General features: G+C 54.1%; 23 protein-coding genes. 4 read left to right on the top strand and 19 right to left on the bottom strand.

The window, feature by feature from the left end:
* Positions 1-50: 50 nt before the first annotated feature.
* Positions 51-458 (bottom strand): nucleoside-diphosphate kinase, encoded by a 408-nt coding sequence (gene ndk / locus DV711_RS10715; RefSeq protein WP_114695644.1) that lies wholly within the window; start codon positions 456-458, stop codon positions 51-53.
* A gap of 183 nt (positions 459-641) precedes the next feature.
* On the opposite strand from ndk, the gene DV711_RS10710 reads away from it, so the two are divergent.
* A complete protein-coding gene (locus DV711_RS10710; RefSeq protein ID WP_114695643.1) occupies positions 642-977 on the top strand; it encodes a hypothetical protein in 336 nt (111 codons plus the stop codon).
* 84 nt (positions 978-1,061) lie between these two features.
* Here the strand turns inward: DV711_RS10710 and DV711_RS10705 are convergent, their stop codons facing one another.
* The 10 genes from DV711_RS10705 to gyrA all read right to left on the bottom strand — a co-directional run bounded on the left by DV711_RS10705 (position 1,062) and on the right by gyrA (position 12,069).
* The gene (locus DV711_RS10705) at positions 1,062-1,340 is read right to left on the bottom strand and encodes a ComEA family DNA-binding protein (protein WP_207802602.1); all 279 of its coding nucleotides are present in this window, start codon (positions 1,338-1,340) and stop codon (positions 1,062-1,064) included.
* 108 nt (positions 1,341-1,448) lie between these two features.
* Complete coding sequence (pyrF, locus tag DV711_RS10700) at positions 1,449-2,159, bottom strand: orotidine-5'-phosphate decarboxylase (RefSeq protein WP_114695641.1); 711 nt, start codon at positions 2,157-2,159, stop codon at positions 1,449-1,451.
* A gap of 36 nt (positions 2,160-2,195) precedes the next feature.
* On the bottom strand, positions 2,196-3,374 hold the full coding sequence (gene lapB, locus DV711_RS10695) for a lipopolysaccharide assembly protein LapB (RefSeq protein WP_114695640.1): 1,179 nt from the start codon (positions 3,372-3,374) through the stop codon (positions 2,196-2,198).
* 2 nt (positions 3,375-3,376) lie between these two features.
* Entirely contained in the window at positions 3,377-3,682 is a 306-nt protein-coding gene (locus DV711_RS10690) for a LapA family protein (protein ID WP_114695639.1), read from the bottom strand.
* Between the two features lie 25 nt (positions 3,683-3,707).
* Positions 3,708-4,004 carry an integration host factor subunit beta gene (ihfB, locus tag DV711_RS10685; protein ID WP_114695638.1) on the bottom strand — a complete coding sequence of 99 codons (297 nt, stop codon included), beginning with the start codon at positions 4,002-4,004 and terminating at the stop codon, positions 3,708-3,710.
* 259 nt (positions 4,005-4,263) lie between these two features.
* Positions 4,264-4,959 (bottom strand): (d)CMP kinase, encoded by a 696-nt coding sequence (cmk, locus tag DV711_RS10680; RefSeq protein WP_114695637.1) that lies wholly within the window; start codon positions 4,957-4,959, stop codon positions 4,264-4,266.
* Between the two features lie 2 nt (positions 4,960-4,961).
* Positions 4,962-7,169 carry a bifunctional prephenate dehydrogenase/3-phosphoshikimate 1-carboxyvinyltransferase gene (locus tag DV711_RS10675; RefSeq protein WP_114695636.1) on the bottom strand — a complete coding sequence of 736 codons (2,208 nt, stop codon included), beginning with the start codon at positions 7,167-7,169 and terminating at the stop codon, positions 4,962-4,964.
* Positions 7,166-8,269, bottom strand: coding sequence for a histidinol-phosphate transaminase (hisC, locus tag DV711_RS10670; protein ID WP_114695635.1), 1,104 nt, complete (start codon positions 8,267-8,269; stop codon positions 7,166-7,168). Before hisC ends, DV711_RS10675 begins: the two co-directional genes overlap by 4 nt.
* Before the next feature lie 64 nt (positions 8,270-8,333).
* The gene (pheA, locus tag DV711_RS10665) at positions 8,334-9,440 is read right to left on the bottom strand and encodes a prephenate dehydratase (protein WP_114695634.1); all 1,107 of its coding nucleotides are present in this window, start codon (positions 9,438-9,440) and stop codon (positions 8,334-8,336) included.
* A complete protein-coding gene (gyrA, locus tag DV711_RS10660; protein ID WP_114695633.1) occupies positions 9,433-12,069 on the bottom strand; it encodes a DNA gyrase subunit A in 2,637 nt (878 codons plus the stop codon). Before gyrA ends, pheA begins: the two co-directional genes overlap by 8 nt.
* Positions 12,070-12,325: 256 nt before the next feature.
* Here gyrA and ubiG point away from each other — a divergent pair, with 256 nt between their 5' ends.
* From ubiG to DV711_RS10645, 3 genes are all read left to right on the top strand, one after another.
* Positions 12,326-13,051 carry a bifunctional 2-polyprenyl-6-hydroxyphenol methylase/3-demethylubiquinol 3-O-methyltransferase UbiG gene (gene ubiG, locus DV711_RS10655; RefSeq protein WP_114695632.1) on the top strand — a complete coding sequence of 242 codons (726 nt, stop codon included), beginning with the start codon at positions 12,326-12,328 and terminating at the stop codon, positions 13,049-13,051.
* On the top strand, positions 13,048-13,713 hold the full coding sequence (locus tag DV711_RS10650; protein WP_114695631.1) for an HAD-IA family hydrolase: 666 nt from the start codon (positions 13,048-13,050) through the stop codon (positions 13,711-13,713). The genes ubiG and DV711_RS10650 overlap by 4 nt, the downstream gene beginning before the upstream one ends.
* 74 nt (positions 13,714-13,787) lie before the next feature.
* Positions 13,788-14,531, top strand: coding sequence for a YciK family oxidoreductase (locus DV711_RS10645; RefSeq protein ID WP_114695630.1), 744 nt, complete (start codon positions 13,788-13,790; stop codon positions 14,529-14,531).
* A 26-nt stretch (positions 14,532-14,557) separates the two neighbouring features.
* Here the strand turns inward: DV711_RS10645 and rluB are convergent, their stop codons facing one another.
* From rluB to asnB, 8 genes are all read right to left on the bottom strand, one after another.
* Positions 14,558-15,415: a 23S rRNA pseudouridine(2605) synthase RluB gene (gene rluB, locus DV711_RS10640; protein ID WP_114695629.1), complete on the bottom strand. Its 858-nt coding sequence runs from the start codon at positions 15,413-15,415 to the stop codon at positions 14,558-14,560.
* 167 nt (positions 15,416-15,582) lie between these two features.
* A complete protein-coding gene (locus tag DV711_RS10635) occupies positions 15,583-15,984 on the bottom strand; it encodes an H-NS histone family protein (protein WP_114695628.1) in 402 nt (133 codons plus the stop codon).
* Positions 15,985-16,112: 128 nt separating this feature from the next.
* The gene (locus DV711_RS10630) at positions 16,113-17,129 is read right to left on the bottom strand and encodes an MraY family glycosyltransferase (protein ID WP_114695627.1); all 1,017 of its coding nucleotides are present in this window, start codon (positions 17,127-17,129) and stop codon (positions 16,113-16,115) included.
* A 2-nt stretch (positions 17,130-17,131) separates the two neighbouring features.
* Positions 17,132-18,103 carry a UDP-glucose 4-epimerase family protein gene (locus tag DV711_RS10625; protein WP_114695714.1) on the bottom strand — a complete coding sequence of 324 codons (972 nt, stop codon included), beginning with the start codon at positions 18,101-18,103 and terminating at the stop codon, positions 17,132-17,134.
* Positions 18,104-18,111: 8 nt separating this feature from the next.
* Positions 18,112-19,332 carry a glycosyltransferase family 4 protein gene (locus DV711_RS10620; RefSeq protein WP_114695626.1) on the bottom strand — a complete coding sequence of 407 codons (1,221 nt, stop codon included), beginning with the start codon at positions 19,330-19,332 and terminating at the stop codon, positions 18,112-18,114.
* A gap of 36 nt (positions 19,333-19,368) precedes the next feature.
* A complete protein-coding gene (locus DV711_RS10615; RefSeq protein WP_207802601.1) occupies positions 19,369-20,841 on the bottom strand; it encodes a heparinase II/III family protein in 1,473 nt (490 codons plus the stop codon).
* 286 nt (positions 20,842-21,127) lie between these two features.
* Positions 21,128-23,248: a bi-domain-containing oxidoreductase gene (locus DV711_RS10610; protein ID WP_114695624.1), complete on the bottom strand. Its 2,121-nt coding sequence runs from the start codon at positions 23,246-23,248 to the stop codon at positions 21,128-21,130.
* Between the two features lie 64 nt (positions 23,249-23,312).
* The gene (asnB, locus tag DV711_RS10605) at positions 23,313-25,250 is read right to left on the bottom strand and encodes an asparagine synthase (glutamine-hydrolyzing) (protein WP_114695623.1); all 1,938 of its coding nucleotides are present in this window, start codon (positions 25,248-25,250) and stop codon (positions 23,313-23,315) included.
* Between the last annotated feature and the right edge of the window lie 22 nt (positions 25,251-25,272).

The raw sequence follows: 25,272 nt of genomic DNA, 5'->3' as shown, positions 1-25,272 counted from the left end.
CTCAAAGGGGTAACAGGCGCGCAGAGCCTGGCTCTGCGCGCACAGCGGTATTAGCCGCCGAAGAAGTAGTTGACTTCACGCTCGGCTGAAGTCGGAGAGTCGGAACCGTGAACCGCATTGGCATCGATGGTGTCCGCAAAGTCAGCACGAATAGTGCCTTCAGCAGCTTCCTGCGGGTTAGTCGCGCCCATCAGCTCACGGTTTTTGGCGATGGCGTTTTCACCTTCCAAAACCTGAACAACCACCGGGCCAGAAGTCATGAACTTAACCAGGTCTTCAAAGAAAGGACGACCTTTGTGCTCGGCGTAGAAGCCCTCAGCCAGTTCACGGCTCAGGGTCAGCATCTTGGCTTCGACGATCTTCAGACCGTTGGTTTCAAAGCGGCTGATGATCTTACCGATAACGTTCTTAGCGACGGCGTCGGGCTTGATGATGGAAAGGGTACGTTCAATTGCCATGGATTTATCTCACCAATTGTTTGAGTAAAAAACGGTTAATTATAATTTGCTGCTTTAGTCGATAAAAGGGGCTGACCCTCTCATTAGCAACAAAAGTTACTGTTGCGATCACCAAAAGCGTCAGCTCTACGGCATTTTCGTGTCTAGACTGAAAGAGACATCGTTAGTACACAGGAGTTCAGCATGCCCAATAGCCCGATCAGTCAGATGCTTGAAGCCTGGGAAAAACACTTGGTAGAGCATCATCCGCAAGTCAGTTATGAAATCGACGTTTGCCGTGACGATGTGTTCAAGCTCGAAGCTTTGGCCGAGCTATACGGACTGCCCTTAGAGGACATCATCGCCAACCTGATCAGCAGCTCCCTGAAAGAAGTGGAGCAGAAGATGCCCTATAAAAAGGGTTCAAGGGTTATCCGGATTGAGGAGGGTGACCCGGTCTACGAAGACGTAGGGCAGACACCTCGCTACCTAGAGATCAAACGAAGACTGGAGCAACAAAGCCAGAAGCTGGCTGGATAATCTAACCGAGACACCACCCTCAGCACGACAAAAAACGGGGCCTTCAGCCCCGTTGCAATACTGACACAGCTTTAAGCCCGCACTCTATTTTGCCGCAGCTGGCAGTTCCACGGTCAAATGCTGGCGGTTTTTCTCCAGCAAAACAGTCCCGATCCCTTTGACTTCAACCAGCTGTTCAACCGAAGCAAAAGGACCGTTGTCCTGACGGTAGCGAACTATCTCCTGCGCTTTGGCCATTCCGATACCCTGCAACTGCTCAGCCAACTGCTCAGCAGTAGCACTATTCAGGTCCAAAGCGGCAGATGCGGGTAACGACAGCGCTAGCAGCAGCGCCAGCAGACAACACTTCAATCCTTGAAGCATAATCACTCTCCTTAGTGAGTATTGATGACGCATTTAAAGGCAGACATGCCTTTAAATGCCAAATCGCTGTCGAACGACAGCGACTGTCCTTCACTGGACGACCACAGTCTAGCCTAGCGGACGAATCTCCGCCAATGCCGACTCAAGCGCGGCTATCGGGTCCGCAGCCTGGGTTATCGGCCGCCCCATCACAAGGTAATCACTTCCGGCAGCAATCGCCTTTGCCGGTGTCATGATGCGCTGCTGATCACCCACATCCGCCCCCAAAGGCCGGATACCCGGCGTAACCAGCTTAAAGGATTCACCCAGCGCCCCTTTAAGCAGCCCAGCCTCCTGAGCCGAGCAGACGACACCATCCAGGCCACTCTGCTGAGTCAAGCGAGCCAAGTGTTCTACCTGCTCCAGCGGCTCGCGCTGAAGTCCGATCTGATGCAGATCCTGCGCCTGCATACTGGTCAGCACCGTCACGGCGATCAACAACGGTCGAGGGCCACTAATCTTCTCAAGCTCATTTCTGGCAGCCTCCATCATTTGCTGACCACCTGAGGCGTGCACATTGACCATCCAGACCCCCATCTCCGCAGCAGCCAGCACCGCCTTGGCCGTGGTATTGGGGATATCATGAAATTTCAGATCGAGAAAAACCTCAAAGCCTCTTGCCTGAAGCGCTTCAACAACTGCCGGCCCACTGCGGGTAAACAACTCCTTGCCCACCTTGACCCGACACAAAGCCGGATCCAAACGCGCAGCCATCTCCAGCGCCTGCTCCATGGACGGATAGTCCAGCGCAACAATGATGCTAGAACCTGATTGACTCATAACAACTCCAAAATAAAAAACCTAAACCGAGCTGAACTATTCGCCCTCGAGCCCTTGGATGGGACGAACCGAACCCCAGTGGCGACAACTCGGGCACAACCAATGCAACTCCCGTCCAGAGAAGCCGCACTGTCGACACCGGTAGACTGGGTTGGATTGCTGTAACTGACCGGTCAACCCCCTGAGAACCAATAAGCTGTCCCGAGCCTGATCCGGCACGTACGCCAACTGCAGATCGATCAATCGATTAAAACCTTTAACCGACGGTCTGCGCTTCAGCTGCTCGGCAATGTAAGTAGCCGCTTGATAATGCCCGTCTTCGGCCTGCTTCAGATCGGTAATGGCCAACAACGAAGTGGTCGCGGGTGACTGCTGATAACTCTGCTCCAGGGTCGACCTAAGCGCCTTGGGCTGATTCAAGTTCTGATAGCATTCAACCAACAACGGTACCGCTTCGGAAACAAACCCAGGATCCTGCTGTTCGACCTTGCGTAGACTACGAATGGCCGCCTTCCAGTTGCTCTGCAGCATCCTAGCTCGGGCCTGGATCAACAAAGCCCGAACACATCCCGGATCGTATTTTAGCGCCCGCACCAACCACTGCTGTGATTGATCAACCTGCTGCTGATTCAAATGCAACTGCGCCAGTTCACAACAATAATGCGCTTGTTGCTGATGAACATCTTCGTTATCGCGGCTCAGTAGCAGGCTTGTTTCCAGCGCCCTCTCCCAGTCGCTCTCTCGCTGGTACAGCTTGACCAACAACCTTAGGGCCTCATCGCGCATCTCTCCTGAGGCTCCGGAATCGATGATTTCCAATAGCAGCGATTCGGCTCGATCCTGCAAGCCGGCAGAAAAATAATCCTGCGCCAGAGCCAGCCGGGCCTGACAGGATTCTAGAGGGGTAAGATCCTCGAACGCCAGCACCTCCTGATGCAGCGAGATCGCTCGCTGTACCTCACCTCGACGCCGAAACAAGGTACCCAAGGCCAGACGCACGGGCACCGTACCACTGTCATGCTCGAGCGCCTTGATAAAGCTCTCGATAGCGGCATCCGTGTGATTATCAATTAGATGATTGAGGCCGGAGAAGTATTCGCTACCAAAGCTGGCCTGGTAGCGATCCAACCGATCCTTTGAGCGTTCCCGCCGGCCCAGCCACCAACCAATAGCAAGCGCCAGTACCAGCGGTATCAGCAGATAGTAATCAGCCATGACTAGCCGGGCTGATTCAGATGTACCGTCCGCAGCTTATCGAGTTCGCGCTCGTACTTGGTTGCCGAGCGACGCGCCTGACCCAGACGGGCCTTCAACGCCATCAGAGTGACTCCACCAACAATAAAGCTAACCACTACGCCCATGAAAAAGCTCAGCAGCAGCCAGCGCGCAATACTCGCTTCAGGGAACTGGAAGAAAACCAGATCCACAGCGATCTGTTGTTGGTTATTTACCGTTAGCAGCACACCGAGCAACAGCAACAGCAGCGCCGCAGCGGCGATAAGTATGGCTTTGATTACCCGCACAAGTTAAGCCTCTAGTTATTCCCCATCAGGGATATCGTTTCATGCTTTCGTTTACCTGCTCACGCAGATCCTTGCCGGGCTTGAAGTGAGGGACGTACTTGGCCCCCAACTCAACCGACTCACCTGTTTTCGGGTTACGACCTGTACGCGGAGCCCTAAAGTGCAACGAAAAACTACCAAATCCTCGAATCTCGATCCTCTCCCCCTGGGACAGGGACTCGGTCATATGATCGAGCATCGTCTTAACGGCCAGTTCTACATCTTTTACTGAGAGATGTTGATGCCTGTTTATCAGGCGTTCAATCAGTTCGGACTTTGTCATGGTCTTCCTCTAACAGAAAGCGGCTTTCTAATAACGCTTACTACCTGCTTAGACCCGGATCGGAAATTTTGACCAAAAAACCGGCCAACGTCCAACAGCTCTTAGTCTAAAGCAGGCCCTACTACCGTTATAACGCTCTCTTACTGTCAAACTGATCCAATTGATTTACAAAGGTTTAGTTTGACTATGCGTTAACAAACAAGAGTATAGACGCTGTTTGTGGTTTCAACCTGCTCCAGGGGAACAAAGTCGAAACTTATCAAGCCCTACCGATGCCCAACCGGTTTAACTGTTCAACAACCTGTTCCCGGACCTGCTCGATCGACAACTGGGTGCTGTCCAGCACGAGCGCATCTTCTGCCGGTTTTAAGGGTGCTACAGCCCGCCCCATATCCCGAGCATCCCGCGCCTTCACCTCTTCCAGAATGACCGGGAGACTAGCATCAAAGCCTTTTTCTATCAATTGCTTATAGCGACGCTGAGCCCTCTCTTCGGCACTAGCGGTGAGAAAAAACTTGGCTGCGGCACGCGGAAACACGACAGTTCCCATATCACGCCCATCGGCAACCAGGCCCGGTAAACTGGCAAAATCCCGCTGTCGCTGAAGCAAAGCGGTTCGGACCGCCGGAATCGCCGCAACCACCGACGCGGTAGCTCCGGCCTGCTCGGTACGGATCTGACGACTAACATCGTCGCCTTCCAGAATCACCTTGACCCCTTCTTCGGCATCACTGACCTCGAAGCGCAGATCCAGCGATTCCGCCGCTGCCGCCAATGCCGCCTCGTCATCCAGCGCAACTGAATGCTTCAGCGCCGCCTGACCCAGCACCCGGTAGAGCGCACCACTGTCGAGTAGCGCAAATCCCAACTCGGTGGCGATCAGCTTGGCCAGCGTACCCTTACCCGAGCCACTAGGCCCATCGATGGTAATAACGGGAACCTGCTGCTCGATCATGCTCAGCCTCCGATCCGCAGATTCAGACCGACCTGCTTGGCCAGCTCGACAAAGTTCGGGAAGGAGGTGGCTACATTGGCGCAGTCGTCGATCACAATCTCACCCTCGGCCCGCAGTCCAGCAACGGCAAACGCCATCGCTATCCGGTGATCACCGAGGCTGTTCACGCGACCGCCTTGCAGGCCGCCGCCCTGAATGATCGCCCCATCGGGGGTCCCTTCAACCTGAACCCCAAGGGCGCTCAAGCCGTCGACCATCGCCTGAATCCGATCACTCTCCTTGACCCGCAGCTCTTCAGCACCGGTCAAGATCGTGGTTCCTTCAGCACAGGCGGCCGCAATGAACAGCACCGGGAACTCGTCGATCGCCAGCGGCACCTGATCTTCCGGAATCTGAATCCCTTTCAACGGGGCGTAACGGATTCTGATATCAGCAACCGGCTCACCACCGACATCGCGCTCGTTGCTCAGGGTCAGGTCAGCGCCCATCTGGCGCAGAATGTTGATAACGCCGATCCGGGTCGGATTGATACCCACGTGCTCCAGTAGCAGGTCGGAACCCGGCGCGATCGAAGCGGCGACCATAAAGAACGCCGCTGATGAGATATCAGCCGGCACATCAATCTTGGCGGCGGTCATCTTGCCACCACCCTGGACTCGCGCAGTAGCTCCGTCACACTCAACCGGATAGCCAAAACCGGTCAGCATCCGCTCGGTATGGTCACGGGTTGGCGCCGGCTCGGTAGTCGACGTCTCGCCGTCACTGTACAGACCAGCCAGCAGCACGCAGGACTTAACCTGCGCACTGGCCATCGGCATCTGGTAGTCGATCCCTTTCAACGATTGTCCGCCAACGATCTTGATCGGCGGACAGCCTTCAGGACCAGTGACGATCCAGGCACCCATCTGCCGCAGCGGCTCAGCCACACGTTCCATTGGCCGTTTGCTCAGCGATTCATCACCGGTCAGCTCGGTGTCAAAATCCTGCCCCGCCAGCAATCCGGCAAACAGTCGCATCGCAGTTCCGGAGTTGCCCAGATATAGCGGCCCGGGCGGCTGCTTCAGCCCCTGCATGCCAACCCCGTGGATACGCACCCGCCCCTGGGTCGGGCCTTCGATCACCACGCCCATATCGCGGAACGCCTGCAAGGTTGCCAATGCGTCCTCACCTTCCAAGAACCCTTCCACATCGGTAACACCTTCAGCCAGCGCACCCAGCATGATGGATCGGTGAGACATCGACTTGTCGCCGGCCACTCGAATCTGACCCTGCACTTTTCCGCCGGGCTGTACTTTGAAAATCACGTTGTCGTTCATAGGTAAAGAGTATGCTGTTCCAGACAAAATTTTGGTGAAATGATCGCGGGCTGACTTAGCGCGGGTAAAGACACCCAGCATAGCCTCACCATCGGAGCGGGCCACCGCGTCGCGTAATTCGGCCAGCCCGTCGGTAAACTCGTCGAGCACCTTCAAGGTAGCGTCACGGTTGGCTAAGAAGATATCGTGCCACATGATCGGGTCACTGGCGGCAATACGGGTAAAGTCACGAAAGCCACCAGCGGCATAACGGAAGATATCGCGATTCTCTCGGTCGTTGGCCAGAGTATTTACCAGCGAGAACGCCAGTAGATGGGGAAGATGACTGGTCGCCGCCAACACCTCATCGTGCCGCGGCACATCCATATGGTGAACTTCGGCCCCCAAAGCTTCCCACAGTGAGTGAATCAGCTTCAGAGCATTGCGATCAGTCTGTGCCAGCGGGGTCAAAATCACCTTATGGCGTTCATACAGATCCGATTTGGCCGCCGTCACCCCACTTTTTTCAGAGCCGGCGATCGGATGACCAGGAACAAACAGGGGGGGAATTTCGCCAAAAACCTGTTCTGCCGCACGGACCACATTACCCTTGGCGCTACCGGCGTCGGTCAAGATCGTATCCGAGCGCAACCATGGACTGATCTGCGCCATCACCGACTCCATCACCTTGACCGGTACGGCCAGCATGATGACGTCTGCGCTGCGAACGGCCGCCTCTAGATCGGTGGCGGCCTCATCGATAATCCCTAACCGCAACCCCTTGTCCAAGGTATCCTGATTGCGGTTATAGCCGATAACCGTTCGACAGCAGCCTCGCTGCTTCAACCCCAGCGCGAAGGAGCCACCGATCAGGCCCAGGCCGATAACCAACAGCCTGTCTACCTGGGGATTCACGACTTCAGCACCTGGACCAAGGCATCCAGCAAGGCCTGGTTCTCGGTTTCCAAACCGATACTGATCCGCAGATGATTCGGCATCTCGTAGTTCGCCACCGGACGTACAATCACTCCCCGCTCAAGCAAGGACTGATAGATCGGCCCAGCCGGGCGCCCAAGGTCCAGCGAAATAAAGTTTCCTACCGACGGGATATACTCAAGCCCCAGCGCTTTGAACCCCTGCTCCAGCTGCGCCATGCCAAGGCGGTTAACCTCAACACTGCGAGCCAAATAATCGCTATCTTCCAGCACGGCGGCCGCAGCGGCCAACGCAAAGCTATTTACATTGAACGGCTGACGCACACGGTTGAGCAGATCCGCCACCTGTGGATTCGACAAGCCGTATCCAACCCGCAGCGAAGCCAAGCCATAGGCCTTGGAGAAGGTTCGAGTCACGATTAGGTTGGAATAGTCGCTAAGCAGCTCGACGCCGTTGGGGAACTCGGCTTCGTCAACATACTCAGTATAGGCTTCGTCCAACACCACCAACACCGTCGCCGGCACCTTGTCCAGAAACGCCCGCAACTGGGTTTCACTCAACCAGGTTCCGGTGGGATTGTTCGGGTTGGCGATAAAGATCAGTCGGGTCGCAGCGGTGATCGCTTCGGCCATCGCATCCAGGTCGTGCCCCCAGTTCTTCGCCGGTGTCACCACCGCCTTGGCCCCAACAGCCTGGGTTACGATGGGATAAACAGCGAACGCATGCTGAGAGAAAATCACTTCCGATTCGCGACTAAGAAAAGCCCGCGCGATCAGCTCCAACACATCGTTGGAGCCATTACCGAGGGTGATCTGATCCAGCTCGACGCCAAACTTATTCACCAGCGCCTGCTTGAGCACAAAACCGTTCCCGTCGGGATAACGGCAACCCTCATCGAATTCCGCCTGGATCGCCTGCTTGACCGAATCGCTCAGGCCCAGTGGATTTTCGTTGCTGGCCAATTTGACGATGTTGCTCAGCCCCAGCTCGCGCTCGAGCTCATCGACCGGCTTACCCGGGACGTAGGGATGCAGTTTTTGTACGCCGGCTGCGGCCAGCGCTAGATAATCGCAGCTCACGTTTGATTTCCTTCTTTAATTACTCGCTCAGTCGGTATGGTCTTTCTGGATCAGTACCGCCAGCTTAGAGCACCGCCTGCGGGTATGAGCCCAGCAGTTTCAGCTCCAGCGTATCGTCGGCCAGCTCTTTCATCACCGACTGGATCGGCTCATCGCTGAAGTGGCCTTCGCAATCCAGATAGAAGATATAGCCCCAGGTCGCGATTCCGGAGGGACGCGTTTCCAGCCGGGTCAGACTGATACCGTAACGATGGAATGGCTCCAGCAAGTGATAGAGCGCACCGGGCTTATTGCGGGCGGCGATCAACATCGAGGTTTTGTCTTTACCGCTCGGGCCACTCAGCTGATGACCGACTACCAGGAAGCGGGTGGTGTTGTCGGGCTGATCTTCGATCGTCTCGGCAACAATATTCAGGTTGTACAACTCGGCCGCCATATCACCGGCGATCGCTACCACATTGTCATCTTTCTCGTCGGCAGCACGGCGGGCTGCCTCGGCATTGGAGCTGACCGCAATCCGCTCAACCGCCGGGTAGCGGGCATCGAGCCAGCGACGACATTGAGCCAACGACTGCTGGTGGGAGTAGATCCGGGTAACGCCCTCAAGATCGACGCCCTCGGCGGCCAGCAGATGCTGATGGATACGCAGCTCGACCTCGCCACAGATCTTCAGATCCGACTGGCGGAACATATCCAGAGTGTGGTGAACCATCCCCTCGGTAGAGTTCTCAATCGGCACCACTCCATAGTGGGCAGCGCGGGATTCCACTTCGCGGAACACCTCATCGATCGAACCCAACGGGACGCTGATCACCGACGCCCCGAAGTGCTTCAGCGCGGCCTGCTGGGTAAAGGTGCCTTCCGGGCCGAGGAACGCGATATGCATCGGCTGCTCGAGCGCCAGGCAGGAGGACATCACCTGACGGAAGATTCGTGCAACCTCCTCATCGCCCAACGGCCCACCATTGCGCTCCATAATCCGACGCAGCACCTGGGCTTCCCGCTCAGGACGATAAAACACCGCATCGGCTTCGGTTTCCGAGTGCTCCTGCTTGGCATCAGCTACCCGTTGCGCACAACGGGCCCGCTCGCTGACCAGCTCCAGCACCTGCCGATCGATACTGTCGATCTCATCGCGAAGCTTGCCCAGCTCCTGTTCTAACTTAGTCATCGCTTTCACTCACAGCGTTGTCACCAGCCTCAGTCGCCCGATCCGCATCGGCCTCGAGCTGATCTGATTCAGCAGAGTCAAGAGCATCCGAGCCATCGTCTTCCGGCTCTTCAACCCGGGCGGTACCCACCAGTTTCTCATCGGCTGCCACTCGAATCAGGGTAACACCCTGAGTGTTGCGGCTCTGCACCGAAATCTCGTCGGTACGGGTACGGACCAGAGTGCCCTGGTCAGAGATCAGAATCACCTCATCTCCTTCGAACACCTGCTCGACTCCAACCAGATGACCGTTACGCTCGGACAGGGTCATCGCGATTACGCCCTTGCCGCCACGCCCTTTAGTCGGGAAATCATCGATCGGGGTCATCTTGCCGTAACCGTTAACACTGGCGGTCAAAATACGGCCACCTTCGGCCGGAATGATCAGCGCAATCACGCGATCTTCACCTTCAACCGTGATACCGCGCACGCCACGGGCCTGACGGCTCATCGGCCGGACCAGCTCCTCCTTGAAGCGAACCGCCTTGCCGGCATCGGAGAACAGCATCACTTCCTGGTCACCTTCGGTGATCGCCGCACCGATCAGGGTGTCGCCCTCATCCAGACCCAATGCAATCAGGCCGGAGCTACGGGGGCGGGAGAAGTTGATCAGCGGAGTCTTCTTGACCGTACCGCCCGCTGTCGCCATAAAGACGAAGCGGTCTTCGCTGTATTCATCGACCGGCAAGATGGTGGTGATCCGCTCACCCTCTTCCAACGGCAGAATATTCACGATTGGACGGCCTCGGGAGGTCCGACTGGCCGGCGGGATCTCGTAAACCTTAAGCCAATACACCTTGCCTCGGTTGGTAAAGCACAAAATGGTGTCGTGGGTGTTGGCAACCAGCAGGTGCTCGATGAAGTCTTCATCTTTAATCGCTGACGCCGACTTGCCCTTGCCACCACGCCGCTGGGCTTGGTAGGTATCCAACGGCTGGGTCTTGGCGTAACCACCGTGGGAGATAGTCACCACCATATCCTCTTCGGTGATCAGATCAGCGATGGTCAGATCCTGACGCGAGGCCATAATCTCGGTACGGCGCTCGTCACCGTACTCTTCAACGATCTTCTCAAGCTCTTCACGAATCACTTCCATCAGGCGCACGGTGCTGCCCAGGATCTCCAGCAGTTCGGCGATCTTTTCCAGCAGCTGCTTGTATTCGGCAATCAGCTTGTCCTGTTCCATTCCGGTCAGGCGGTGCAGCTTCAGATCCAGAATCGCCTGGGCCTGAGCCGGTGACAGGTGATAGTGACCATCAACAATCCCGAAGTGGCTCGGCAAATCATCCGGACGACAGGCATCGGAACCGGCGCGCTCCAGCATTTCGGTCACATTACCCGGCAGCCAAGGCGTCGCTATCAGCTTTTCTTTAGCTTCAGCCGAGGTGCTGGACTGCTTGATCAACTCGATAACCGGATCGATGTTGGCCAGCGCTACCGCTAGGCCTTCAAGGATGTGTCCACGCTCACGGGCCTTACGCAGCTCGAACAGGGTCCGGCGGGTCACTACTTCGCGACGATGGCGAACGAAGGCTTCAAGCAGTTCTTTCAGGTTCAGCGTCTTTGGCTGGCCATCGACCAGCGCCACCACGTTGATGCCGAACACGTTCTCCATCTGGGTGTGAGCGTAGAGGTTGTTGACCACCACCTCCGGCACTTCACCGCGACGCAGCTCGATCACGATCCGCATGCCGTCCTTGTCGGATTCGTCACGCAGCTCGGTAATGCCCTCGATCTTCTTGTCTTTGACCAGCTCGGCGATCTTCTCGATCAGGCGCGCCTTGTTGACCTGATACGGAATCTCGGTAACCACGATCGACGGCTTGCCATTCTTGGGATCCTCTTCGACGTGATACTTGGCCCGCATATAGATACGACCACGGCCGGTACGATAGGCCTGCAGGATACCGGCACGGCCGTTGATGATTCCAGCGGTCGGAAAATCCGGACCTGGGATGTATTCCATCAACTGATCCACATCCAGCTCAGGATTGTCGATCAATGCGATCGTACCGCGGACCACCTCACCCAAGTTATGGGGAGGGATATTGGTCGCCATACCCACCGCGATACCGGAGGAGCCGTTAACCAGCAGGTTCGGCACCCGGGTCGGCATCACCTCGGGGATCAGTTCGGTGCCGTCATAGTTGGGAACGTAATCGACGGTCTCTTTTTCCAGATCGGACAGGATCTCATGGGAGATCTTGGCCATCCGCACCTCGGTGTATCGCATCGCTGCGGCGGAATCGCCATCGATGGAACCGAAGTTGCCCTGGCCATCGACCAGCATGTAACGCATCGAGAACGGCTGCGCCATCCGGACGATGGTGTCGTAAACCGCTGAATCACCGTGTGGGTGGTATTTACCGATCACGTCACCGACCACACGGGCCGATTTCTTATAGGGCTTGTTCCAATCATTACCCAGCTCGTGCATCGCAAAAAGTACCCGGCGATGAACCGGCTTGAGGCCGTCGCGCACATCCGGCAGCGCTCGGCCGACGATGACGCTCATGGCGTAATCGAGGTAGGACTGTTTCAGTTCATCCTCGATATTGATCGGCTGGATCTCTTTGGCTAAATCACCCATATAACCCTGCAATTCCTCTGTTCAGCGACGCCGCTTTCGGCGGCGATGGTGACAAAACGCAAGCGTCTCAAAACCGGTCGGTCGGGACGCTGAAAAAACCGCAAAATCATATCACAAACCCAACCTCGGCGGGGCAGTAAATTAGCCTGCATTTTCAAGATCAAAGCTGTGCCGCCCTGCAGTCGGGTGGTAACATAGCCGCGACCTTCGGGTCGTCACCAATCAAGAGCCAACAGAGCAGAAATACGGACCCGCCATGAACACCGAGACGCCCAGCAGCAACCATAACGTCGACCAGGACGAAATCGCCAAATTCGAAGCCCTGGCCAGCCGCTGGTGGGACAAGCAGAGCGAGTTCAAACCGCTACACGACATCAACCCGCTGCGGGTCAACTTTGTCGACGAACGTGCTCCACTGGCGGAAAAAAAGGTACTGGATGTTGGCTGCGGCGGCGGCATACTGTCGGAATCGATGGCGATTCGCGGTGCCGATGTCAGCGGCATCGACATGGGCGAGACCCCGCTGAAAGTGGCCAAGCTCCACGGCCTGGAATCGGGCGTCAAGGTGAACTACCGTCAGATCACCGCCGAACAGCTGGCCGCCGAAGAGCCGGAAAGCTATGACGTCGTGACCTGCATGGAGATGCTCGAGCACGTTCCCGACCCCGCATCGGTGATTCGAGCCTGCGCCCAGCTCTGCAAGCCCGGCGGTCAAGTATTCTTCTCAACCCTGAACCGCAATCTGAAATCCTATCTGTTTGCCATCGTCGGCGCCGAGTATCTACTCAATCTGGTCCCGAAGGGCACACACGAACACGATAAATTTATCCGCCCAAGCGAGCTGGCCAATTGGTGCCGTCAGGCTGGACTTGAAATCGGCGAAACCAGCGGCATGACCTACAACCCGCTGACCCAGACCTATCGACTCGACCCCAATGATGTCGATGTCAATTACCTGCTGCAGACCCGCAAGCCGGCATGACCCCATTTCGCCCCGATGCGGTGCTGTTTGACCTGGATGGCACCCTGCTCGACAGCGCCCCCGACTTTTACCGGATTCTGAATCAGCTGCGCCACGAACAGCAGCTGGCATCGCTGGACTACGCTCAAGTACGCCAGCAGGTTTCCAATGGCGCAGCCGCCATGATTCAACAAGCATTTGGCGGCCTGCGAAACAGCAGCGAACTCGACCGGCTTCGGGAGCAGTTACTACAACACTACCAAGCCAACCCAGCCCAGGACTCGATCCTGTTTGACGGCATGACGGCGCTATTACAGACCCTGGAACAGGCGCAGATCCCCTGGGGAATCGTTACTAATAAGCCCGAGCGATTCTGCACCCCTATTTTGCAGCAGCTGTCACTGAACGATCGCTGCGGCGTGTTGATCTGCCCTGACCACGTCAGCTGCAGAAAGCCCGACCCTGAAGGACTCTACAAAGCCTGCTCAAAACTCAACAGCCGCCCCGAGCGCAGCCTCTATGTCGGTGACCATGTGCGAGATATTGAAGCAGGTCGAAATGCGGGTATGGCCACCGCAGGGGCACTCTACGGCTACCTGGACGAGACCGACCAACCAGAGCACTGGAATGCCGACCTGCTGATTGAGCACCCGGTCGAACTGATCAACTGGCTAAGACTCTAGGCCCCATCGACCTTTACCGGACTGCTAGACTTATAAGCCCGACAGGGACAAATCGACAGACAATGGAAACAAAGATGTTTGACTACCAAGCCCAGCCCAAATCCTTAGAGGGCCGCGTAATTTTGATCAGCGGTGCCGGTGACGGTATCGGTCGTGCCGCAGCGCTGAGCTATGCCGAACATGGTGCCACGGTGATTTTGGCCGGCAGAACCACCAAAAAACTCGAAGCGGTCTACGATGAGATCGAAAAGCAAGGCGGCCCCCAACCAGCGATCATCCCGATTAATCTGGATGGCGCTGCGCCGCACGACTATGACCAGCTCGCCGATACCATCGCTCAAGAGTTCGGCCGCCTGGACGGGCTGCTGAACAACGCCAGCATCCTGGGTGCCAGAACCCCTATTGAGAATTACGATCCAAGCATCTGGAACCAAGTCATGCAGATCAACGTTAACGCTCAGTTCTACCTGACCCAGGCGATGCTACCGCTACTGATGAAGTCAGATGACGCCTCCGTCGTCTTCACCAGCTCCGGGGTAGGCCGCAAAGGCAGAGCCTACTGGGGGGCGTACGCGGTTTCGAAATTTGCCACCGAAGGCTTGATGCAGACACTGGCGGACGAGCTGGAAGGGATCAGCAACATTCGAGTCAACGCCATCAACCCCGGCGCCACAAGAACCAACATGCGCGCCCACGCCTATCCCGCGGAAAATCCAAACGAGCTACCGACCCCGGAACAGATCATGCCGGCCTACCTGTACCTGATGGGACCCGACAGCAAGGAAACCAACGGAAAGTCGCTCGACGCACAAGGCTAACTCGGGCCAACAACTCTCCCAGGCAGTTATCGACGGGGGCCGCGTCGCCCCCGCTTGGGTTCGGCTGACTGCTGAGGCCTGGCCTTTCGCTGACGACGCTGATCAGCCTTGAGCTGCTCCAGCGTCTTCGGCGCCAGCTTCAAGCGAGGCAACTCCACCAGATCACAAAGATCGTTCAGCTCTTTCTGGCCCAGCTCAACCCATTGCCCAACCGCTACCTGCTTGGGCATAAAGATGCAGCCGTAGCGAACCCGCTTAAGTCGACTAACTTCGACATCCTGAGATTCCCACAAGCGGCGTACTTCACGGTTTCGCCCCTCCATCAGAGCAACGTGATACCACTGGTTACGGCCGGTGCCATCAAAATGCTGTACGTCGGTGAAGCGCGCCAAACCATCTTCCAGCAACACCCCTTCCTTGAGCCGCTTGATCATCTCATCGGTGACCTCGCCATGGATTCGAACAGCATATTCACGATCGACGCCACTGGACGGGTGCATCAATCGATTCGCCAGCTCACCATCGGTGGTGAACAGCAGCAAGCCGCTGGTGTTAATATCCAAGCGCCCCACTGAGATCCATCGACCGCCCTTCAACTTCGGCAACTTATCAAAAACCGTAGCGCGACCTTCCGGATCCTGCCGGGTGCATACCTCCCCCACCGGTTTGTTATAGAGAATCACGCGACACTGGGAATCTGCCTGCGGATTCAATTTCACGGCTCGCCCATCGACGCTGACACTCGCCTCCAGCGATACCCGATCTCCGAGGGAAGCCACCTTACCATCGACACTGACCCGCCCAGCCTCAATCCAGCGCTCCATCTCCCGACGCGAACCTATGCCGGCTCGGGCCAGTACTTTCTGAAGTTTTTCGTCGCTCATAGGATCGTTGCTCGCATATAAGGTGCAGAATGAAGGGGTAGAAAAGAGCGCGGCATCATACCAGCCCACCAAAGAGCTGCCAAACCCGACACCTCGAGTCTATAAGTGTACAACCGACAAAAAAAAGGTGCGCAGCGCGCACCTTTTTTGTTTAGAAACAGAAATCGTTAACCGATCAGGCAATCTTCCTTACTGCCACCATTATCGAAGAACTTTTGGAACACCTTAGGAGTGCGGCCACGACCAGTCCACTGATGAACATTACCTTCATCATCAGTAATCTGATATTTCGGCTTTACCGTACCCTTGGGTTTTGCAGCAGTTCCAGCTTCCAGCGCGCCAAGAAGATCGCTCAGATCCAAACCACTCTCAGCCATCTGCTTTTTAATCGCATCGATGCTGGCCTGCTTTTCAGCCAGCTTTTCTGCAACAGCGGCCTCTTCCTGCTTCCGCTCTTCAACAAGCTCCAACAGATTTTCTGAAAGCTTTTCCAATTCTGATACAGCCAGTTCTTTACATGCTTTACGCAGTGAAGTCTTACGTGTCAGAACATTAAGAACGTCAGTCATTATATAACCCCAGAAAGACTTAGATTTTCGAGCGCTCAAAATACTAATATTTTTATTTTGGCGCAAGCATTTGACAAATAATTAGCTTCAGATACAAGAATAGAGGTCAAATTGAAAAATATCAAAAACTATTCCTGAGTTTTGCCGAGCCCATATCGAAATACCAAATATACCAGCGGAAGCGAAGAAACAAGCACACAAAGAAAAGCCCATTGAGGCCAAATAACCGTCATAACCGCCCACGGATAAAGCCAGAATACATTAATACCAATGACAGAAAGCGTTACTTTCTTATGACTGCGCCACTGACGAGCCATTACCTGATACACATGCGAGCGATGCGCCTCATGCCAGCTCTGTCTTGAAGCCATACGCCATAGCAGCGTGCAGGTCGCATCAACCCAAAACACCCCCATCAAAATCATCCAGGTCCAAATATTCACACCGTCATTCAGTGCACTGACAATAGCGAATATCGCGATGACGAAACCCAAATACGCACTGCCAACATCGCCCATGAAAATCTTGGCCGGTGGCCAATTCCAAACTAGAAATGCGAAGCAGCAAACAGCCAGTAACGTTAACAGACCCGCTTCATCACTACGGCCACTTAGTAGCAAAACCAGCGCAGCGCCCAGTGCGACACAAACCGCCTGTGCCGAAGCTATGCCGTCAATTCCATCCATAAAGTTATAGAGGTTAATCGTCCAGACGATTAGCAGCGCATATACTCCGTAACCAACCCAACCCAAAGACACCTCCCCCCCCAGTACAGGTAAAGTTGGCAGCTTCTCCAGCATCGCCACACTCATCAAAGCCACAATCAGATGAGCACTAAATCGTGGCCAAACAGGCACATTAAAACAGTCGTCTAATAAGCCAACCAAGGCAATTAATCCACCTCCAATAAGAAGCAGCCAAGCCAAGGTCTGCAGCCCTCCACTCAGGGCATCATATTGATAAATTAATGCCAACGAAAAACTGAACCATATCGCTATGCCGCCCCCTCGGGGGGTCGGATGGACATGGGAACTACGCTCATTTGGAATATCAATCAGTAACAAGTTCGCTGCATAGCGCTTTAATGGCCAAACGATCATTAGCGCCAGCACGAATAGCAAAATAGCCAACAGATAAAAAGACAACTCTAAAGTTCCTTTTCCATACACTGCAAAGCCTGCTCCATCGAAACGGAAGGCTCCCACCCCAGCATTTTGGACGTCTTCTGGATATCGACTTCCAGATCACTGCATAACCGCCGCATAATCTGGCCTCGACCCAGAACTGCTGCGATAAACTCTAAGCAAGGCACAGGAATTCTCGGTAGCCAGATGGTGCGACCCAGACTTTTCGCAATACGCCGAATCAGGTTAGCAGTGGATATGGACTCGCCATCTGAAACAAGAAACACCTCATTGGCGGCTTTAGGGTGTGAAATACAGAGCTGGATCAGATCGACCAAGTTGAATACGTTGACCAGGCTTCGTCGGTTATCCGTTGCTCCAAAAGGCAGAGGGTAGCCCTGCTTGATCCAATTTCTCAGTGCCCAGAAATTAGCTGAAACACCTGGCCCATATACCAGAGGAGGTCGAATTACCACAACCTCCAACCCCGTGTTCTCAGCCACCGCAAATAGCGCCGACTCCGCTTCTGCCTTTGATATGCCGTATGCATCTTCAGGGGCTGGTATATCCGATGCAGTGTAAGGCTCCCCTGCCGTTTGTTCACCATTGACCTTGATGCTGCTTATGTAAATCAGACGTCTGACCCCATGCTGGGCAGCTCGCTCAGCCAGCCTCAACGTTGCCAAAGTATTGTCCCGACGAAAGCAAGCCAGCGGATCAGATGATGGATCAGCCAGCACATGCACCCTGGCTGCGGCATGAACTATGACATCGACACCATGAAAGACCTCTTCGCTCCAGGGTTCAGCCTCCCCAAGGTCTTTCATCTGCACCAACTTTAAGCCGGACATGGAGGAGTTAAACGGGGTTGAGAGATCACGTACACAAGCGACGACTTGATAGCCACTCTGACTTAACGATCTAACCAAATGCCTTCCGATAAAGCCCGAGGCTCCGGTCACCATGACTTGACTAGCCGCTGATTCGATTCCCATGCTCACGACTAAATCAGCTTCCCATCCGGTTCAGGCGAGCTTGATGCATCTAAGATTGCATCCACCCATTGCTCCATGATGCTACTTCGCCTGTAAATATTGCAAAATTCATCCCGACTGTAGTCCTGACCACCACCCTCTGTGGCTATCTCCTTCAAGCATTCCGCCGCTGTTGCGGTGTCGCAAGGATTGAAAACCCAACTCCCTGAAACATTTTGCTCAAGAAATTCTGCAGCATGCCCCCTAACGCCGGCCAAAATGGGTTTATGCAGAGCGGCATATTCGAAAATTTTCGATGGCAAAACCTTTTCAAACGCGGGTATGTCATTTAAATGCAAAAAGAGCACATCGGATCTGCGGTAATACTCCAACAATTCCGTGCGACTAACAGCCGGCTCTATCCGAACATTGCTGACTTCCAAGTTTTCACAGTGTTGCTGAAGTGCTTGCCGACGACCACCATCACCGACCACGACAAAGTGATATTCTGATCCTAAGGCTTTCGCCAGAGGAGGGATAATATGCTCAAGCCCTTGGCCTGCTCCAATATTTCCCGCATAAAGTACGGTTAGACCTGAAGAAGACTCTGCAAAGTCGTCATCGGTGGCCGTTTCGAACTTAGCCAAAAACTCTTCGTCGATACCATTGGTAAACTGATCATAGCGTTTGAGGGCATACTTGCTGCTGAAATAATCTACAAAACCCGCTGATATCAGATTGATTCTATCGGCACGTCGAATAGTGTAACTCTCCAACCGATCTAGAATAGGCAGCAATAGACGGAAAGCTTTCCTTTTAAAAAGATCATTGAGCGTATCAATAAAGATATCCCGCACATCCAAATAGAAGGGACAGCCAATTCTAGTGGCAATTCGCGCACCTAAAAATCCAGTCATCAAGCGAGATGTTGTAGCTATGACTAGATCGTAATGACGCCCTCTAAGGAACCGATTAGCCCCCAAATAGAAGGCGCCGAATGCCTTTGCCTGATCGAACATGCCGCTTTGATGAGGAGGTAGTTTCACGCGATGAATACTAACAATCCCGCGGATTTCATCCGCAGGAGCTTTAGTTGAGTAGCTCGCATACCGATTGGGTTGCGTGGTCAGAACATCTATCTGCGACCCCTTGGGTAAGCGTTTCTCTAGTTCCCGAACTAATGCCACTGTACGGAAAGATCCAGCTGACAAATCCGGCGGGTAGTAAAATGAAAGCAGCAAGATTTTCATAATGTTCTTAGTTTTCGCGGTTACAACAGTTCGAAATCAAGACTGCCACCTAAAGATTATCTCCGCCTGTCCATTATTATCTGCATCCACACACAAACACTGATTAGGTATAGATACTCCAAATTCTGGGTGGTACAGCCCTGATTCAAGATGAGGGCGTCCGCGTAAGACTTCTATCTCGACAACGATTTGATCGCATTCCTTGATAACTCCGAGGTTGCCATTCATCTCAACAATCCAGTCGGGGTGGAGATGATAACGCGCCTGCGCGCTATCCACATCGCCGTGAACAGTATCGGAAATCAATAAATCAGAAGCACTCAGTTGCCAACTACGCTGATGCTCCGGTTGTCCGGATAGATACATATAGCCGTTATGGGAACCCCGGACAGTTAACGCATCTACGGATTGTGAATTGGGAACATAAGCTAGCTCGAGTAGTTTTGGCTCCGCCCGACGCCCCACTCTAAAACCCGCCCAGACTTCCGATGAGTCTGAATTATCGACCAGCAGCGTATTATGGGCAGCTGTACCTCTCTGCCTCTCACGCTCCGAACCAATGCCATAGCAGGAAGTACCCGAGTTAACCAAAAGCCGACGCCCAAACAACGAGAGCTCAAAACTCAACGTATCTGCATGCCCATGAGCTGGAAGGTATGAGGGTCCTACAGGGGCAATATCCACCAACATAACGGCCGGCCCCAAAGTAGAGCGGAGATAACCGCTATCCTTCAGTAGAAGATATGGCGCCATAGCCGTTGGAACAATTTTGATATTCAGGCTCGCCGCATATTTTTCTAGAACCGCGATATCAGCAGCAACTTTTAATGCAGCATCATTAAAAAAACTAATCCTACCATCGGGATGAGTCATCACCCTCAGCCAACCGATCATCTTCGGTAGCAGTGCCACCCAGTTATTGACTGGCAAATCTTCCTCATAAATAGAAGACAAGTGGACAAGATCTAACAAATCTTCAATTACAATCGATTGATACATAGGACTCAGCTCAAAATGGCCGCCATCGGCTAGAATTTGTTCGTCAAGCTGTTCGCCCAAAATCCGCAAGCCTGTATTCAACCAGTGCTGAGCCTCTTCGCCCTCGAAAAAGACTCCGGCAAACACCAATGCCTTGGCGTTGGCCAGCAGATGATTTCCTAAAATGTGCCTTTCTAAACGGCCATGAAGCCAGCGCACCTGAATCGCCAGACTTTGCCTTTGCTGGAAGGACAGCGGGTTGCCAATCAAACTCCACTTTATCCAGTTAACGATCCGTAACGAAGTGGGGTAGGGTTCCCATCCTGTTCCTTGACCGGGTGGGTTGTCTTGGATCCAGTTCTCTAGCGTTAACTGATGCCACGCCTTTCTCTCGTTTGAGCCAACTGCATTAAGATCATCAAAGTAGTGCAAGTTGTAACGCCATAGCTTCGGCCAAGATGGCTGGTCCCAATCCGCATCTTGGATTTCATGGGTTACGTTTAGAAAAGTAAATTTCCCAGGAGAGATCATCGACGATCGACGCCAATAAACTGGAGCCCAAGCTCCTATCGGGCTTCTTAACTGGGGATGGGGACTGGTATCAATTCTCGGGCGGTACAGACGAAACCAGATTCGACCATAAATCTGAGCCGGTCGCAGATATCGCAGGGTACGGAGTAACCGCAAAATGTTCAAACAAAGGGCCCGCCATTAAATAATTGAAACAACTTTCTCATGTCCAGGGTGTAATGTGGATTATCAATGGCCTCGGTTACAATTAAGAAAAGCCATCCAATAGAAGATCATCATCACTCATTTATTGACTACGGAGCAGATCCGCAGCTTCAAGTGTTACCCTTGCCACCTCAAAAACCTCTTCAACGGGAATGGGCGCTGACTCACCATCATGGATCGACCTCAGGAAGGATTGGGCGCAAGGTGCTTGACCTTTATCTTGTTTCCATCGACTCATTCTAGAGAATCCCGGCCAACCAAAGCCCTTGAGTTTCCTGAAGTTGTCTAACTGTAATACACGACCGGCGACAAACACTTCTATCCGCTCCTTAGGGAAGCTTGAAGCACCGTTAGCCAAGTAATGGATCGTGCCGAAAGAGCCATCAGCAAAACCAAGAATGATGACCGCCTTATCTTCACTGACCGCTCCCTGCCCCCTTTCCATTCGCCTCGCCTGAACCGACACGATCTTAGCGCCAGCCAGGTACCTCATCAGATCGATAAAGTGGCAGGCTTCCCCGATGATTCGGCCCCCTCCTATCCCAGGGTCCTGGGTCCAGTGGTCAGCCGGAATCGCCCCCGCATTTACGGTCATTATGAAAGACTTAGGCTCACGGAGCGGTTCCAACAGCCCTTTCATTTTCTGCACCAAGGGGGCAAAGCGGCGATTGAAGCCCAACATCAGTTGCTGACCATCAGCATCCCGGTAAGCCTGCTCAACGATAGCAAGCTCTTCCCAATTGATAGCGAGGGGCTTTTCAACGAAAACGTGCTTGCCTGCTTCGAGGCACTCACGGACAATTTGGGCATGGGAATTGTGCCGAGTTACCACCACAACGGTGTTGATTTCAGGATCGGCCAGCATCCCTGCCACATCGGTAGAAGCGTTGGCAAAACCCGCTTTCTCACCGTTGAGCGCACCGCTGATTCCACTCTCGGTGACGAGGGTATGCAACTGGGCCCCGGCCCGCTGGAAGGCAGGGATCAACACCCGGGAGGCATAGTTTCCCGCACCGATAAAACCGACCACGGGTTTGGAAGCATCTATCTCCTTCGCCGATTGAAGGGGTATCAGCCGCGCATCGGTGTCTACCTCTTCAGAATACTGAAGCAGGATACCCAGCACGCTACGATCCTCGATCAGGGCCGCATAAGCTTCCGGCGCCTCGTCAAAAGCGAAACGATGGGTAATTAAGGGAGCGACATCTAGCCGCCCAGAGGCCATCATGTCCAGCACTGCCTCAAAGTTACGCTGCTCGGTCCAGCGCACGTACCCCAGCGGATAGTCCTGCCCCTGCTCCTCGTAGACCGGATCGTAACGCCCGGGTCCGTAGGAGCAGGAGACCTGAAAGCTCAGCTCTTTTTCGTAGAAATCTGCCCGGCTAAGTTCCAGGCCGGTAACGCCGACCAGTACGATGCGGCCACGTTTGCGGCACATCTGGGCGGCTTGAGACACTGGATCCGAGGATTTGGTCGAAGCGGTAATGATCACCCCGTCGATCCCCTGGTCACGACTAAACGCCAGCCCTGCCGCCACCGGATCCTCTCCGGCTGCTGGGTTGCAGGTTTCGGCGCCAAACTGCCTGGCCAGTTCCAGCCGCTGGCCATCAACATCGATCGCCAGCACACGGCAGCCCTGGGCTCGCAGCAACTGCACGGTCAGCAAGCCGATCAAGCCTGCTCCGGTCACAACGAAGGCCTCCCCCAAAGTGGGCTGGGCCAGGCGAATACCTTGCAAACCGATACTGGCCAGCACTGTAAAAGCGGCCGACTCATCGTCAACTTGGTCTGGAATTCGAGCGCAGAGGTTCTTCGGAACCACCACCAGATCTGCATGGGGGCCATTGGATATCACCCTGTCGCCGGAAGTAAAGCCGCTGACGCCCTCACCCAACGCCTCAACCCGGCCAACATTGCAATACCCCAGCGGCAAGGGTTGGTTGAGTTTACTGCGCACTGCATCCAGGGTTGTGGCCAGACCATCGGTCTTGACCTTATCGAGCACCATGCGGACTTTATCGGGCTGCTGGCGGGCCTTATCGATCAGGTTAGCCTTGCCGAACTCGACCAGCATTCGCTCGGTGCCCGCCGAGACCAGAGAGGTACGGGTACGAATCAACAATTTGCCTTTGGAGGCCTGAGGTGCCGGCGCCTCTACCAACTGTGTCTCCCCGGTACGAAGCTGTTGTAATAACTGTTTCATTTAATTCTCTGCTTTATCGAAAAGCGCTCCTTGTTCCGGCAAGCAAAGGCTAAAACCAAGCCAATTAAGCCACATCAGTCGAATCTTCAGAGGATCCGCCTGGGGCGATAAAAGCATTCCACCAAAGAACAAAATTATACAAGTACCATACTTGCGGCCCAGGCCTTTGTTCTAATAGTTCTTCAAAAAATTGGAAGTCGAAATAATCTGTTTTCTGGCAAAACACCCTCACATCGTCTTTTATCTGCTCCCCTAATCTGTCAAACAGCCATTCATAAACGGGAACAGCAAAGCCTTGTTTCTTACGGTGGATCAAATTGTCTGGAATCAACCCTGCAACAGCCAACTTAAGCACTCGTTTCAGCTGACCTCCTTCGGTCTTAACTTCCTCCGGTATGGACATGGCGAATTCAACAAATTCATGATCCAAGAATGGCACCCTCGCCTCCAGGCTCACTCCCATCGACATCTTGTCAACTCGCATCAGCAATAGCTCAGGCAACCTGAGATTGAGGTCTAAATAGGTCATCCAGTTGAGATCAGAACGGACCCTGGCGTGTCGCTCAAAGCGCTGGCGAATAGGCTCTATCACCTCCCAGGAGGTACGCCGTTGGAATTTATTCCTTAACCTAGGTGACAGCAGCTGCTGTTTTTCCTTTGCCGTGAAAGCTTCAGCGCCGCCCCAGAACACAGGCTGTCCGCTGACCGATCTACGCAGAGCCTCGTAGGCCAAATGACGGTCTGCTCCTAGCCATTCCAGACATTTCATCACTCCACGCTGCAGCCATCGGGTACCGGGAACATCCGCCCATTTTTGCAACGCCAGCTTAACCTTCCAACTACGGTACCCCCAATACAGCTCATCAGCACCTTCGCCAACATGGCAGACAGTGACACCGTTCTGGCGGGCTAACTGGGAAACAAAATAAACCGGGAAGCAGACCGGATCGGCAATCGGCTCATCCTGCAGATGCACCATGGTATCCAGAAAGTCCAATAAGTCTTGCTGGTTTAATAGGCGTTCATGATATTGGGCTCCGACTGAATCCGCAGCCTGTTTCGCATACACCAATTCATTTGTATAAGAGCGATATTTCCCTTCATAACCTATCGAGAAGGTTTTTATGGGGATATCACTACCCTCCGAAAACAAAGCCGCATTACTACTGGAGTCAATCCCCCCAGATAAGAAGACCCCCATCGGAACATCACTAACTTTGCGAATATTGACCGCTTGCCGCAGCTTTTGCAGTACCCGCTCAGCTAACCGCTGATCGTCGACCTCTTCAGCCTCAGGCACATTGTCCAATAACTCATAATAGCGATGATTATTTAAACGGCCGGCTTCAACATCCACTTCCAGGTAACAGCCCGCTTCAAGCTTGGATATCCCCTGGAACAAGGTCATTGGAGCAGGAGTGGTCAAAAAAGACAGGTAATGAAACAGGGCATCCTCATTTACCTTTCGTGGCTGCTCTGGGTCTTGCAGCAACGCCTTAATCTCAGAAGCGAAGGCCAGGCGCCCATTATGCTGGCTGAAATACAATGGCTTGACGCCAAATCTATCCCTTACGAGATACAGTCTCCGGCTTCGAGCGTCCCAAATCGCTATCGCAAACATGCCACGAAAGCGATGGATGCAATCGATACCCCAAGCCAGATAGGCATTGAGCAAGACTTCGGTATCAGAATGATCGGTACGCCAATCATCAACCCCCTCAGCCTTCAGCTGGTCTCGGAGGTCTGCATGGTTATAGATTTCACCATTGAAGCTAACAACCACCTCCTGGTTGGCAGAACTCATCGGTTGAGCGGCCGCATTGGACAGATCAATAACCGACAAACGCCGGTGACCTAACCCTACCCTAAGATCATCACTGAGCCAGGTTCCACCACCGTCCGGACCTCGGTGCATCATTGAATCACGCATCGACACGATCAATGCCTCGCTAACCCGAAAGCCTGACTCGCCAGAGACAACAACTCCCGCTATACCGCACACTAGTGCCGACCCTCCAGGCAAC

The sequence above is a fragment of the Motiliproteus coralliicola genome, assembly GCF_003345655.1.
Classification (GTDB): Bacteria; Pseudomonadota; Gammaproteobacteria; order Pseudomonadales; family Balneatricaceae; genus Motiliproteus; species Motiliproteus coralliicola.
This window is presented reverse-complemented; position numbering and strand designations above follow the sequence as displayed.